Annotated in this window: 13 protein-coding genes; 1 reads left to right on the top strand and 12 read right to left on the bottom strand. The window is 53.6% G+C overall.

Annotated features, from left to right (window positions below; translation table 11 throughout):
• Complete coding sequence (locus LY85_RS13285) at positions 1–1374, top strand: glycine--tRNA ligase (protein ID WP_038321978.1); 1374 nt, start codon at positions 1–3, stop codon at positions 1372–1374.
• A gap of 120 nt (positions 1375–1494) precedes the next feature.
• Here the strand turns inward: LY85_RS13285 and rpiB are convergent, their stop codons facing one another.
• The 12 genes from rpiB to LY85_RS13225 all read right to left on the bottom strand — a co-directional run bounded on the left by rpiB (position 1495) and on the right by LY85_RS13225 (position 13998).
• Positions 1495–1962 (bottom strand): ribose 5-phosphate isomerase B, encoded by a 468-nt coding sequence (gene rpiB / locus LY85_RS13280; RefSeq protein ID WP_141827033.1) that lies wholly within the window; start codon positions 1960–1962, stop codon positions 1495–1497.
• A 115-nt stretch (positions 1963–2077) separates the two neighbouring features.
• Positions 2078–3010, bottom strand: a complete 933-nt coding sequence (gene alsK / locus LY85_RS13275) for an allose kinase (RefSeq protein ID WP_141827032.1) — start codon at positions 3008–3010, stop codon at positions 2078–2080.
• 15 nt (positions 3011–3025) lie between these two features.
• Complete coding sequence (alsE, locus tag LY85_RS13270) at positions 3026–3709, bottom strand: D-allulose 6-phosphate 3-epimerase (protein WP_141827031.1); 684 nt, start codon at positions 3707–3709, stop codon at positions 3026–3028.
• A 46-nt stretch (positions 3710–3755) separates the two neighbouring features.
• Positions 3756–4730, bottom strand: a complete 975-nt coding sequence (gene alsC, locus LY85_RS13265; protein ID WP_096832451.1) for a D-allose ABC transporter permease — start codon at positions 4728–4730, stop codon at positions 3756–3758.
• A gap of 17 nt (positions 4731–4747) precedes the next feature.
• Positions 4748–6274 (bottom strand): ATP-binding cassette domain-containing protein, encoded by a 1527-nt coding sequence (locus LY85_RS13260; protein ID WP_141827030.1) that lies wholly within the window; start codon positions 6272–6274, stop codon positions 4748–4750.
• 173 nt (positions 6275–6447) lie between these two features.
• Positions 6448–7479: a D-allose transporter substrate-binding protein gene (gene alsB / locus LY85_RS13255; RefSeq protein ID WP_141827029.1), complete on the bottom strand. Its 1032-nt coding sequence runs from the start codon at positions 7477–7479 to the stop codon at positions 6448–6450.
• A 516-nt stretch (positions 7480–7995) separates the two neighbouring features.
• Positions 7996–9081: a LacI family DNA-binding transcriptional regulator gene (locus LY85_RS13250; RefSeq protein WP_243122560.1), complete on the bottom strand. Its 1086-nt coding sequence runs from the start codon at positions 9079–9081 to the stop codon at positions 7996–7998.
• Between the two features lie 287 nt (positions 9082–9368).
• A complete protein-coding gene (locus LY85_RS13245; protein WP_243122559.1) occupies positions 9369–10382 on the bottom strand; it encodes a DUF4349 domain-containing protein in 1014 nt (337 codons plus the stop codon).
• A gap of 133 nt (positions 10383–10515) precedes the next feature.
• Positions 10516–12009 carry a DUF3298 and DUF4163 domain-containing protein gene (locus tag LY85_RS13240; RefSeq protein WP_141827027.1) on the bottom strand — a complete coding sequence of 498 codons (1494 nt, stop codon included), beginning with the start codon at positions 12007–12009 and terminating at the stop codon, positions 10516–10518.
• A gap of 143 nt (positions 12010–12152) precedes the next feature.
• Positions 12153–12875, bottom strand: a complete 723-nt coding sequence (gene fabG / locus LY85_RS13235; RefSeq protein WP_141827026.1) for a 3-oxoacyl-ACP reductase FabG — start codon at positions 12873–12875, stop codon at positions 12153–12155.
• Positions 12872–13246, bottom strand: a complete 375-nt coding sequence (locus LY85_RS13230) for an MmcQ/YjbR family DNA-binding protein (protein WP_141827025.1) — start codon at positions 13244–13246, stop codon at positions 12872–12874. The genes fabG and LY85_RS13230 overlap by 4 nt, the downstream gene beginning before the upstream one ends.
• A gap of 29 nt (positions 13247–13275) precedes the next feature.
• Positions 13276–13998 carry a 16S rRNA (uracil(1498)-N(3))-methyltransferase gene (locus tag LY85_RS13225; protein WP_141827024.1) on the bottom strand — a complete coding sequence of 241 codons (723 nt, stop codon included), beginning with the start codon at positions 13996–13998 and terminating at the stop codon, positions 13276–13278.
• Between the last annotated feature and the right edge of the window lie 118 nt (positions 13999–14116).

The following is a 14116-nucleotide window of genomic DNA, read 5'->3' as shown; positions in this document are numbered from 1 at the left end:
ATGTTGGCAACTGAAAAAACAATGGACAAAATTGTCGCTCTGTGCAAAAACCGCGGGTTTGTTTACTCCGGCAGCGAAATCTACGGCGGCCTGTCGAACACCTGGGATTACGGTCCGCTGGGCGTTGAATTCAAGAACAACGTCAAACGCGCGTGGCTGAAAAAATTCGTGCAGGAAAGCCGGTACAACGTAGGGCTGGACACCGCGATCCTGATGAATCCGCAGGTCTGGGTGGCCTCCGGCCATGTGGGCGGCTTTTCCGACCCGCTGATGGACTGCCGTGACTGCAAAACCCGCCACCGCGCGGACAAGCTGATCGAGGACGCCGGCGGCGACCCCAACGGCATGACCTTTGACCAGATGAGCGACTACATCAAAAACAACAATATCAAATGCCCGGAATGCGGCTCTTCCAACTTTACCGACATCCGCAAGTTCAACCTGATGTTCAAAACCTTTCAGGGGGTAACGGAGGACGCCAAAAACGAAATCTTCCTCCGGCCGGAAACCGCGCAGGGCATTTTTGTCAACTTTGCCAACATTCAGCGCACCACCCGCCGCAAGGTCCCCTTCGGCGTCGCACAGATCGGCAAAAGCTTCCGCAACGAGATCACACCGGGCAACTTTACGTTCCGTACGCGTGAATTCGAGCAGATGGAGCTTGAATTTTTCTGCAAGCCGGACACCGACCTCGACTGGTTCTACTACTGGAAGGATTACTGCAAAAAGTGGCTGCTCAATCTGGGCATGACGGAAGAAAACATGCGGCTGCGCGACCACGAGCAGGAGGAGCTGTCCTTTTACTCCAAGGCGACCACCGACATTGAATACCTGTTCCCGTTCGGCTGGGGCGAGCTCTGGGGCATTGCCGACCGCACCAATTACGACCTGACGCAGCACCAGAACCATTCCGGCAAGAGCCTTGAGTACTTTGATCCGGAGACAAACGAGCGGTATGTCCCGTACGTTGTCGAGCCTTCCCTCGGTGCCGACCGCGTTGCGCTCGCCTTCCTGTGCGACGCCTACGACGAGGAAAAGCTGGATGAAAAGGACACCAGAGTCGTCATGCGGCTGCATCCCGCGCTGGCTCCCTATAAGGCCGCCATTCTTCCGCTTTCCAAAAAGCTGAACGAAAAGGCTCAGGAAATCAGTATAACCCTTTCCAAACACTTCATGGTGGACTACGACGACTCCGGTTCTATCGGCAAGCGTTACCGCCGCCAGGACGAAATCGGCACCCCGTTCTGCATCACCTACGATTTCGACAGCGAAACAGACGGCTGCGTGACTGTGCGCGACCGCGACACCATGCAGCAGGAGCGCATCGCCATTTCCGAACTGGTCAACTATATCAGCAAAAAAATCGAATTCTAAATAACAGGCATCCGTTATTAAAAAATCAGCGACAGAGGACCGTCCCTTCCGAATGGAAAACGGTTTTCTGTCGCTGTTTGTTTTTATGGACCGTTCCGTACCCCGCGTTTAGATTATCGCCTATTTTTCCTTCGCGGCCGCTAAAGAACCGGTATTTTCAATTTCTGATATCATGTCAATGCGAAGCTGATGACGGCCGCCCTCATATTTCGCGGCGAGCCATTCGTCCACAATCATTTTCGCCGTTTCAATGCCGATCACACGGGCGCCGAATGCGATGATATTGGAATTGTTGTGCCGCTTGGAAAGCCTTGCCGTATAAGGCTCGCTGCAGACGCAGGCGCGGATTCCCTTCACCTTATTCGCCGCAAGCGAAATACCGACACCGGTACCGCAGATCAGAACACCGCCATCCACTTCACCGGATGCCACCAGTTTTCCCACTTTATACCCGCTGATCGGATAATGGAAACGATCGGTGCTGTCTGTTCCGACATCGATCACTTCCATTCCCTTTTGCTCCAGATAAGCTTTGATCTCCTTTTTCATTTCCACAGCTACATGGTCGTTACCAATTGCCAATTTCATATAGATTCTTTCCTTTCCACCACCACAGTTTAGTTCCCACAAAAAGAAAACCTGTATTTCCCAGCGCAGACTGCCAAACGAACCCCTGTTCCTGAAAGGGCACACTGCCGACCGCTTACAGGTAACTGGATTCCGCCAGCCGCCTGCGCGCATAAATTGCAGCACCCACCGTCCCGTTCTCCTGGTTAGGGCGGGAATAGCGCAGGTCAAGCGTCCGTTCGGGATACGGCTTACGGGTATAGCGGTGTACCGCCTGAAAGAGAGCCTTCTCTGGGAAACCGTCCATCTGAAGAAGTCCTCCCCCCAGAATCATGCAGTCCGGGTCAAAAAGATTGACTTCCGCAGCCACCGTCTGCCCCATACCTTCCACGAATGTGCGTAATTCGGGGGTATCGGCGTGCCGCTGAAACAAGAACGGAATCGGCGTCCGGGGAAAACTTTCAGATTGAATCCGTTCCAGCGCAATACCGGAAACCACCGTTTCCAGACAGCTTATGTTGCCGCACATGCACTGGCGGGTATTGCCGTATACGGGCATATGCCCAAGCTCGGCGGCGACCCCATTGTGGCCCAGCAGAATTTTCCCATCCACCATGAGCGCATTTCCGATACCGGTTCCAAAATAAATTGCCGCTACGCATTCCCGTGCCTCCACACCGAGATCTTCCAAATCAAACAGCAGCAGATTGTTGACATCGCGGTTGATAAAAACCGGAATCCCAAGCTCTTTTTCGAGCTCTCCTACAACGTGAAAATTATCCGGAATACAGGGAATATTCGGTGTCTGCACCACAACGGTACGTGCGCGGTTTATGGTGGAAGGAAACCCGATCGACACAGCCTGCGGCATTTTTCCGCCGGCATTTCTCTCACAGTAACCGCGGATGAACCGCCCCAGCCTCTCCGCGGGATCGCATCCGTCCGGAAATGCGTCCCGCGTGCTGATCCGCGTGAATCCCTCCATCCTGTTTTCCGGATCCACAAGGCCAAAGCGCATGTTTGTTCCGCCAATATCAATGCCTAAAATATAATTTTTGTCTACATTCACTCTCAGCTCCCCCGTTCACAGCCGGACGCCGGTTTCTTCCTCAAATTGCGCCTTCATCTTGGAAAAGGCAGTCTGCAGGTTATCGTCCAGACTGAACAGCCCGGACGACCCCAGAATAAACACATCGGTACCCGCCCGATAAAGGCGCCCAAAGGTCTTTCGGTTGCAGGACCCGTCGACCATAATTTTATAATTCCATCCGTTCTCTTCGCGCAGACGTCTGGCTTCTTCAATTTTGGCGATCATCTCGGCAATAAAAGGCTGGCCGGCAAACCCCACGTCCACCGTCATCAGTGTCAGTACATCCACCCGGTCGAGATAATGCTTGCAGTACTGGAGCGGCGTTGCCGGATTCAGGGTAATCCCCACCTTGCACCCGGCGTCGCAAATATGGTTCAGGGTGCGGAAGCAGTCGGTGTTGATCGTCTCCGCATGGGGGCTGATCAGTGCAGCCCCCGCCTCGGCGCAGACATCAATCCAGTCATTGGGGTCCGTGGTCATCAGGTGTACATCCATCGGTTTCTTTGCCACCTGCCCGCAGACCCGAATAAAATCCGGGCTGAGCGTTATGTTTTTGCAGTAATGACCGTCCATAATGTCGATGTGATAGCCATCCGTAAACTGATCGAGGATCTCGATCTGGTGACGAATATCCAAAAGATCCATGCACATCAGACTGACAGAAAATTCAGGTTTCATAAGTATTCCTCCGGCATAATGAAATAAGATGCGGACATTTTCCGGGTCAGCTCTTGCGGCTGGCACCGAAGAAACGGTCCAGTGTAACCGCTATAATCAGCAGGCACCCCATGGCAAGCTGCTGGTAGTAGCTTGAAACACCAACCATGTTCAGGCCGTTGTTGATAACGCCGATAATCAAACCGCCGACCACCACCTTGGGGATCTCGCCGACGCCTCCAAAAAACGATGCGCCGCCGATGATGACCGCTTCAATCGCATAGGTCTCATACCCGGTCCCGGCATTGGGTTCCGCCGCAGCCAGACGCGCAATGTTCACCATGCCGGCGAGCGATGCGCACAGACCGGAAATTGCAAACGCAATAATCGTATGCTTTTTGACGGTGATACCGGCGTACCAGGCGGATTGCGGATTCCCGCCCAGCGCATAAAGATTGCGGCCGCACTGGGTTTTTCTTGTAAAGATCGCCAGAATAACCGCAGTGACCAGCGCATCAATAATCGGCACAGGAACCATGCCGAACAACTTCCCGCCCGCTATTCTTGAGAAAGAAGCCGGCAGCCCGGAAACGGCGCGGGCATCGGTCACGATGTACACCAGGCTGCGCAGAATCGCCTGGGTGCCGAGCGTGATGATAAACGGAGGCAGTCCGGTCGCAGTGACCAGCACGCCGTTGGCGATGCCCATCGCCAGGCCAAACACCACAACGCCCAGCAGAACCGCCACAACCGGCTGCATACCGGCGTTCACCATCAGCTGCGCGGTCAGCGCGCCGGAAAGAGCCATAATGGAGCTGACACTCAGATCAATACCGCCCAGCAGGATGGCAAAGAACTCGCCGAGACCAAGCAGGATGGTGATAGAACTCTGCTCCATAATTTTGACGAGGTTGCCGCCCGTAAGGAAACTGGCCGGCTGCAAAGCGCCGAAGACGAAAATCATCGCCGCAAGGATCGTGACTGTGCTGTATTTATCCCAATAGTCCCCGAAGGTAAACTTTTTCTTTTCGATCTCTTTCATCTGGTTTTCCTCCACAATCATGCAATTTCGCCGGTGGCGGCTTTGGCAAGCTTTTCTTCTGTCGCTGACGTAACATCGTACTCTGCGGTAATCCTTCCCTCCGCCATAACGATGATCCGGTCACATAATCCCAGCAGCTCCGGCATTTCACTGGAAACCACGATGACCCCGACGCCCTGATCCGCCAGGCCCCGCATCAGCTTGTAAATCTCACTTTTGGTTCCGACGTCGATGCCCTTGGTCGGCTCGTCAAAGATAAGCAGCTTTACCCCGGCCGCCATCCATTTTCCGAGAATCACCTTCTGCTGGTTTCCTCCCGAAAGCTGAGAGGTCAGCTGCTGAAGCGACGCACACTTGATCTGAATGTCGGCACGCTGCCGCTCGGCAATCTTTTTCTCTCCGGCTTCATTTGTTAATCCCCATATTCCGTCTAGCAGTGAATGCTTCAGCTGATATGCGATTGCTATGTTGCGCTGGTTGCTGAAATTGGGGAAAAAGCCCGTTTCACGGCGGTTTTCCGTCAGCATCCCGATCCCGTGCCGCAGTGCCTCATAGGGGTTCCTGATCCGCAGACGCTTGCCTTCCATAAGGATCTCGCCGGAAGCTTTTGGAGCCGCTCCATAGATAGCGCACATTGTTTCGCTGCGCCCCGCGCCCACAAGGCCCGAAAACCCCAGAATCTCTCCACGGCGCAGCTGAAATGTAACATCCTTGGCGCGGTTATCTTTCCGTGTCAGATGCCTGCACTCAAACAGGACATCACCGAACTGATGATGCTCCTCGGGGGTATGCTGATAGGTACCCTTGATCTCGCGTCCCACCATCATCCGGATCATATCGTCGGTGGTAAGCTCTGCAACCTGAAAGGTCCCCATCTGGCTGCCGTCCTTCATGATGGTAATCCGGTCTCCGATTTCCGCGATCTCGGACAGCTTATGGGAAATAAAGACCACGCCGCGCCCTTCGGATTTCAACTGACGGATAATAACGAACAGCTTTTTAACTTCATCCTCGGTCAATGAGGAAGTCGGTTCGTCCATAACGATAATCTTTGCATCAAAAGCGATTGCTTTCGCGATTTCCACCATCTGCTTTTCGCTGATGCTCAGGTCACCCACGCTGGTGGTCGGTTTTCGCCCTCCAAGGTTCACCCGCTCAAGCAGTTCCGCGGTGCGGGCGTTAATCTGTGCGTAATCCACCACGGAAATGTTTGCCGCTTTTTTAGACGGCAGGCGTCCCATGAAAATATTTTCACGGATGTCCAGCCAGTTCACGGCGCTGAGCTCCTGATAAATGATGCTGATGCCGTATTCGGCAGACAGACGTGGCGTGAGTTTCTTATACTCCTGATCGCCAATCACGATGGTGCCTTCATCCGGGGTATAGGCACCGCTGAGGACTTTCATCAGCGTAGACTTGCCGGCTCCATTCTCACCGAGCAGCACGTGCACTTCGCCGGGCTGAACATCAAAATTGATATTGTTCAGGGCCACGACGCCCGGAAAACGTTTGGTAATGTTTTTCATCTGGATAATCGGTTCCATCGCGTTCTCCCCTTTTGTTTTTCAGATTTCCATCCAGACATTGTCAGCCGGGCAGACACCCCGCTGTACCCGCGGCGCAGTGTCTGCCGCTCGCAATGTCTGAAAACGCCGCCGTCCGTCGCAGCTGCGTGCGCGGGCGGCGGCAGTCGAATATTGTAGAATATTTCTGTGGCTTACTTTGAAAGATGCTGGGACGCGTTGTCCTTGGTGATCAGGATTGCATCGATGCCAAAGGTTGGCACATCGGCGCCCGGTTTAAGCTCAGCGTTCTTCTGTACGGCTTCCATCATCAGGTCAAGGCCTTTCGCACCGATCGCGGCGGAGTCCTGCGCCACGGTTGCTGTCAGTTTGCCATCCGCGACAGACTGAATGGCGTCGTTGTTGCCGTCCGTACCGCAGACCTTGATATCCTTGCCGGAAGCGGTGACTGCCTCCTGAACGCCCATCGCCATGGTATCATTGCAGCAGTAGATGGCTTTCAGGTCCGGATGTGCGGTAATATAGTTTGTGGCGACATCATAAGCCTTGGTGCGATCCCAGTCCGCCGGCTGGCTTTCGACGATCTTCAGATTCGCGGCTTCAAAAGCTTCCTTGGCTCCATCACGGCGGTTCTCACCGGAAATCGCGCCTGCCTTGCCTTCCACAATGGCGACCTCACCCTTGCCGCCGATCTGTTTAATTAAGTACTCGGCGCCTATTTTGCCGACGCCCTTGTTATCCGTGGCAACATAGGCGTAGCAGGCGCCGCCCAACTGGCTGAGAGCATCCATGTTGATTTTCTCGTCAATATCCACGATTTTGATACCCTTCTTCGTGGCATCCGCAATCGCGTTGTTCAGGTTCACGTCAGAAATCGGTGCCACTCCTATGGCCTTATAGTTTTTGGAAATTGCGTTTTCAAGCAGTGTAACCTGGCCTTCCACGTCGTCCTCGGTGTTCGCAGCGTAAATGTCTACCTTTACGTTCTGCTTTTTCGCCTCGGCTTCAATACCATCGCGCATGGTCTGCCAGAACTGGCTGGAAAGTACCTTCAGCACAACGGCATACTGGTCTGCGCCGCTTGCAGTCGAGCCGACACTGTCTGTCGGCTGGGAAGCCGCACCGTTCGAGCCCGTCGATGAAGAGCCCGCAGACCCACAGGCGGTCATACTCAGGGTCAGTGCAGTAATCAGCAACCCTGCAACAAGAGTTTTCAGCTTTTTCATTACAGTTCCTCCTAAATTCTTTGAAATTTCGGGATACATTTCAGGGAAAGTTGGGTAATCGTTTTCCCTTAAGCATGATCATTGTACTATTTGCCCAATCTATTGTCAATACTGCAGAATTAATTTCATCACAATAATGAGTAAACGATTGCTCAACTTGTGCAAAATTACCTGTTTTTGAAAGACCTTTCCGCTGTTATAGAAATTTACTGCTTGCAACCGACGCGGAAATTATCCTTTCTGCGCCTTAACAAGCAGCAATCCCGTATTCTGCGAAGAGTGCCGCACTTCCGTGAAAAACAGGGATGGACTCCGTTTGCATAAGCCATTCTATATACAATTACAGGACTGCATGTTGATGTGCTTTGGGACAACCATATCCGGATTTTTTCTCCGCTGTTCCGGAAAACGACAAAGAAGCGGCCTCCGAATGAATCGGACGGCTGCTTCTTGTGGAAATTTGCTTATAAAGCCGAACGGAGCCTGAACGCAATAGTGACTCAAAGACATAAAAATTCAGTCAAAGTGCTCGGGCGATTCCGGCCCGGCGGCATCTTTCTGTTCAGGAACGGTTGTATGCAGCGGTGCAGGCATTGAACCCATCCCCCGGCGGGTGGAATCGCGCACGGTTACAGAAACCGGAAGCCGATAGTAGACGGAACCGGGTCGTTCCCCATGGATCATTTTTAGCAGGAGCTCCGTCGCAAGCCGCGCCATCTCATCAACATTCTGCCGAACGCTGGTCAGGCCGGGGCCGCACACCGCCGCCAGCTGGCAGTCGTCAAAGCCCGTCACCAGCACGTCGTGCGGAACTTGAAGCCCACGTTCCCTAAGAGCAATCACTACGCCCGCTGCCACGGTGTCGGTTGTACACATCACACCGTCAAATACGGACTTCGCGTCGAGCAGCTCGAGAGTGGCTTTGCGCGCCGCCACAATGGAAATCTCTCTGAGGTTCACGCAGAGCGCTTCCTCCTCGCTAATCCCTTTTTCCATCAACGCCTGACAAAAGCCTTCATACCGGGCGGTTTGATTGGTATCATTCGACAGACATTTCAGAATGACAACCTTGCGGCAGCCTGCGTTCAGAAGCTCCCGCGTGGCAAGATACCCCCCCATCACGTTATCGGATTCTATCATCACGCCGCTGTTGCCCCCGCTCCGGGAGGGACGATCCAGATACACCACTGGCAGCGCACCGAGTTCAGCGTAGTTGCGCGTGCTTGAGATCATTACAATACCGCTGACATTCTGAGCGGTAAGCGATTGAACGTGCTTTTTCTCCAGATCCGCATTTTCATTTGTATTGCAGATCAGGCAGGAATACCCTCGGCGAAACAGATTCATTTCCAGTTTGAGTACGATACTCGAAAAATGCGGGTTTGTAATATCCGGCACCATAATGCCGATCACGCGCGTGCGGTTTGTACGCAGGCCTTTAGCAGTCATATTGGGTACATAATCGTTCTGCGCTATAATGCTGCGGACGCGTGCCTCTGTTTCTTGGGAAAAGCGTCCGTTTTGATTAATCACACGGGAAACCGTTGCTGTCGAAACCCCTGCGAGCTCCGCAATTTCCTTAATACTTTTAGCTTTTTTCACTTTATTTCCTCCGAAAAATTCGCGCATACCCCTCTGCAGCCTCAGCAATTTTCTGGAGCGGCGCCATACAATCCTATTCAAGTATATTGATTTTTGACCAGTTTTGCAAGCCGCAAAGCATATTGCTGGCCAAAATTTCCGAATCCGAAATAATCCGGTTTGATATGCTCCTTGCTCTCTTACGGTTTGTAACGCGCAGTATGGGAAAGCATGGTGAATTTGTATCATACAAACAAAAACGGGCCGTTTCCCCAAGCTGGGAAACAGCCCGCTTTCGGCTATACGAACTATTTATCTCCGGAACTCTCTTCTTTCTGTTCCTGTGTAAACGCTGCTTCGGCCTTTTTCGACGCCTTCTCAGACCTTCTTCTCCTTTTGCGCAGGACAAACACCACCGCCGCAGCGATCACCGCCAAAAGCAGGATCACGGGCGCGCCGCCGAGCACAAAGACCAGCAGCCCTTCGCCGAACCCGCCGAGCGCGCGCAGGGAATCCCTGAACTGCTTTGAAATCTTTTCGCCGAGGGTCACCGGCGTCTTTTCAAGCTCCGTGGGCCTCACGACCTCATTGAGCTGAATGGAAACGGTGCTGTAATTAATAAGGGAATCATACTGGCGCAAAGTACCGGTATACTGTTCGATCTGGTAATTGACGTCCGCAAGCGCCTTTTCCAGCGCGATGATGTCGGTCAGGGAACCGGATTTCTGCAGCAGGGCCATCAGCCTTTCCTGCTGGGTGCGCAGGCTTTTCAGCCTTGCTTCGGTATCATAGTAGCTTTCGCTGATATTTTCGCTGGAGCTGGTCAGATTCAGGATGCTCCCAATGGAACCCGCGCTGCTTTTGAAACTGCTGAGCTTTTCCTGTGGAATCCGCAGAACAAAATTCGCGGAGCGCAGGTCCTGCTTCTCTATCCCGCTGCCCGTAACGCTGGAATCCTGCACATAGCCGTTCAGCTCCGTGCAGAGGCTCTGGACCTTCTGGACGGAATCGTCGAATTTCAGTGTTTCTATCTGATACGACAGGCGCTCTATGATCTTCTGGGTGGAAGAAGCGGCCGCGATTTCACCCGCGGTCGGATTGCTGTTCGCCGTATCCGCGGTACCGTTCTCGGTCACCGATTTCTGCTGTCCGCCGTCGATTCCCGCCGCTTTATTCGCTGCCCGCGCATCCTGCATGGCGACGGATTTCTGTTCCGTCGCAGGCACCGCGACGGAACTTCTGCCCTGTGAGGCACAGCCGCCAAGGATGTACGCCGTCATCAGCAATGCGGCGGAAAGCGCCAAAAATCCCCTGTTTTTCATCGTTTTCCCTCCCTGTATCCAATCCTAATAGCATTTTCAGTTGATTCTTCAGCAAGTTTGCGTTTCTCCCGCCTTCGTCGGGGGAGAAACATGTTTTGCCTCGCAAGCTGAAATGGAATTGCTGTTAATCAAATTACGGCACGTACTGCTCCCGCAGAGCGATGATTTTTCCGTCGCTTACGGTGTATTCATAGGGAAAGCTCCGGGCGCCGTCCTCAGCAAGGCGCTTTCCCAGTCCCGCGGCGTCTGTCTGTACGTCGGATTCCGCCACGTTTTGTGCATTCCACTGAATGAGACTGATTTTCGCGTTTTCAGAAAGCTTTATTTTCTCCGTTTCCACGGTAGGATTGTAAATGTAATAACCGTCCGGAAAATCACCGTCGAGTTTCAGCTCCTGAATCCGGCTCTTATCTTCACTGGTGATCCATTCGATCGGGTCCAGTGTAACGGTTCCGGTTTTTTCATCGTAGCTTTTGATATAGCACATCCTTTTCTTCCACGAAACCTCGGAGGAGGTGCCGTCCGGGGCGCTGTTCAGATAAATTTCGCTTCCGACGCTGTTCAGTCCGGCGCTCCTTGATTCGTCGCCACTCTGCGCGGTCTGCGTGAAAATCCGGAGCGTTTTGCCGTCATAGACGACAAAGCCGGGAATCGGACCGTTTTCCCCCAACGTATTGAAATAGTAGACCGGCATATACGCCGCGCCGTCGATCATGGTCGGTTTCACGCTCTTTCCGTCCACCGTGTAGCCCGCGTCCGTCTTTTTCACAGTGTGAATCAGCGCGCCGGCGGTCTCCTCCAGCGGAAAAAACACGCCGCCGTCGTTTACAACGACCGGGTTCTTAAATTCCATATCCATCCCGTTGTCCCGCACGTTTTGCCGGTCCGGATTGTTGCCCATGCGGAATTTCAGGTCGAGGTCATCCAGCGGAAAGCGGAACTCCGGCATTCCTCCCGCGTAAGGCATCAGCTCATACAGGTCGAAATAGACGACAAGGTCCTTCCCGTCCAGATAATAAGAATACGCGCCGTGCTTTTCCTCCACCGTTTTTGCCGCTTCGGGAAAATAAAAATCGGGGCGTTTTTTGATATCCGCCAGAATGGTATCCGTGATTTTCTTTGTTCCCGCCTGTGCGTCCTTCAATAAAGCGCCCGGCGTTTCATAGAATTCACCCGTCTGAATATTCACATTGAAAGACTTTACCCACCGGTAGCCGTGTGCGCCGCCCGTGTAATTTTCATTCATAAGCCACACGGAAAGGACATCATTATCCCAAAAGAGATCGTAATAGCTCTGGAAGAAAAGATGCCCCTGGGCCGCTGAATTGCCGAGCTCCTTTTCCGCCTGTTTTACCTCGGCAAGTCCGTTATCGGAAATCTCCCTGATTTTTTTGTTCAGCTCTTCCGCCGCGGAAAATCCGGAAAAAACCGGAAGCGCGGTTTGTATTTGTATCCCGCCTTCTATGGCGTTGACCACATTGCTGCCCTGTGAAAAACCGTTTACCCTGCTGGAATTTGTCTGTGCTTCCGCTCTCCCGGCGCAGCCCGCCTGCAAAAGGACGCAAACCGCCAGCAGCAGAAGCGCCGCGCGCTTTGCCCGGTAGATCATCCCGATTCCCCTTTTCATAACTTCTCTATTGTCAACGATATGAAATTTCTTATCACTTTCATTATAGTATCATGGGAAATCATGGAATGTCTATATTTCTGACAGCTTTGTAACGGTTATGAAAAAATTGTATTTGGTGCAACCGGCGGCCCGTATTTCCTTCAGATAATCATCCCGCCGTTGACACCCAGCACCTGACCGGTGATAAAGCGCGAATTTTCCCCCGCAAGGAAGCTGACGGCGGCGGCAATATCCTCCGCCGCGCCAAGCATGCCGAGCGGGGTCTCCTCTTTCAGACCGCAAAGGGTGCTTTCGTCAAGCTGCGCGTTCATTTCGGTCGCTATAACGCCCGGCGCCACGCAGTTGACCTGGATTCCCGACGGGCCGACTTCCTTCGCCAGCGCTTTGGTCAGCCCGATCACCGCCGCCTTTGCCGCGGAATAATGCACCTCGCAGGAAGCGCCGACCTGTCCCCACATGGAGGAGATATTGATGATTTTTCCCTGCTTGCGGTGAATCATATACGGAAGCGCGCACTGGCAGCAATGGAAAATCCCTTTGACGTCCACGTCGAACATCCTGTCCCAATCCTGTTCCGTAAGGTCCGTAAAGAGCTTCTGCTGCGCGATACCCGCGTTGTTGACCAGCACATCCACGCCGCCGGCCAGAGCAAACATTTTTTCCACCTGCGCCCTGTCGGAAACATCGGCCTGTACCGCGGCACAGCCGGGAAATTTCCGCGCGTTCAGCTCGTCCAGAAGGGACTGGGCTTCTCCTTTGGAGGTATGATAATTGACGATGACACGGAAGCCGTCCTCGGCGAGACGCAGGGCGGCCGCCCTGCCGATTCCGCGGGAAGCCCCGGTAATCAAAGCTGTTTTCATTTTTCGAGATTCCCTTCTTCCAGTTCCCAGCGCACTTTTCCGCTCAGAGAGGCGAATACAATCGCGTATGCGTTGTCCAGCATTTCCCTGACCGTTCCGTCCGGAACAGTTCCCTCCAGATACAGGGAGTTCCAGTGCTCTTTATTCATATAATAACCCGGCACAATGTCGGAATACCGGGAACGCAGCAAAGCGCCCAGCGTGGGTTCCAGCTTGATGGTAATAATGGGGCGGCCTTCCTTATCCCCGCCCTGCATGGCGAACATTTTATCCCCCACGCGGTAGCGCACAGCGTCCCATTCCGGTTTATAGTCCTTCACTACGCCTTTTTTAGAGACGCAGTACCCGTCGATCCAGTCATATCGGCTCAAAATGCATTCTCCTCTCTGATATTGTCCGGCTACATATTCCCCGTAGCAAGCATAATCGCCGAAAGCGCCGCAATAGGCGCGGTCTCCGTGCGGAGAATCCGCGCGCCGAGCGTGCCGACAGCCGCGCCGTTTTCTAGCGCGAAGTCGACCTCCGACTGCTCAAAACCGCCCTCCGGTCCGATAAAAATCGCCAGCTCCCGCGTCTCAACATTTGCCAGCTTTGAGATACTCTGCCCGCCGCCCTCAAAGAAAAGAATGATCTCCCCGTCTTGGGCCGCCTGTTTCACCGCCTGACGGAAATCCGTGAGCGGGGCGACCTGCGGGATGATTCCCCGGCCGCTCTGCTTGGCCGCTTCGTGTGCGATCTTCTGCCAGCGGATGATTTTTTTGGCCGCCGCTTTTTCGTCCGGCTTTGAGACACAGCGCGCGGTCATGACGGGCACAATCCCCACCGCGCCCGTTTCCACCGATTTCTGCACAATGCTATCCATCTTATCCGCCTTGGGCAGGCCCTGGTACACCGTGACGCGGACCCCCGGCTCCGCCACGCTTTTGCAGAAGTTCAGGACGCGTACAACGACCCGGTCGTCCGCCACGCTCTCAATTCTGCCGTTGTAGTCCGTCCCGATGCTGTCGCAGAGAATCAGGCTTTCGCCGGACTGCATCCGCAGGGACCGCGCAATGTGGCGGGCATCCTCCCCGGCGATCACCACCTGCTCCTCCGGAACGTAGTCGATAAAAAATCTGGGCATAATCCACCTCAGGTTCCAATAATAAAATACAAATTTTCTGTGGCTATTATACCACAGGAAACCGCAGGAATAAAGAAAAAAAGGCCCCGCACGATGCCGTGCGGGGCCTTTCTAAAAA

The sequence above is a fragment of the Clostridium sp. KNHs216 genome, assembly GCF_006714885.1.
Taxonomy (GTDB): Bacteria; Bacillota; Clostridia; order Oscillospirales; family Acutalibacteraceae; genus Caproiciproducens.
The sequence above is the reverse complement of the archived record's forward strand: the minus strand, read 5'-3'. Positions and strand labels throughout refer to the sequence as shown.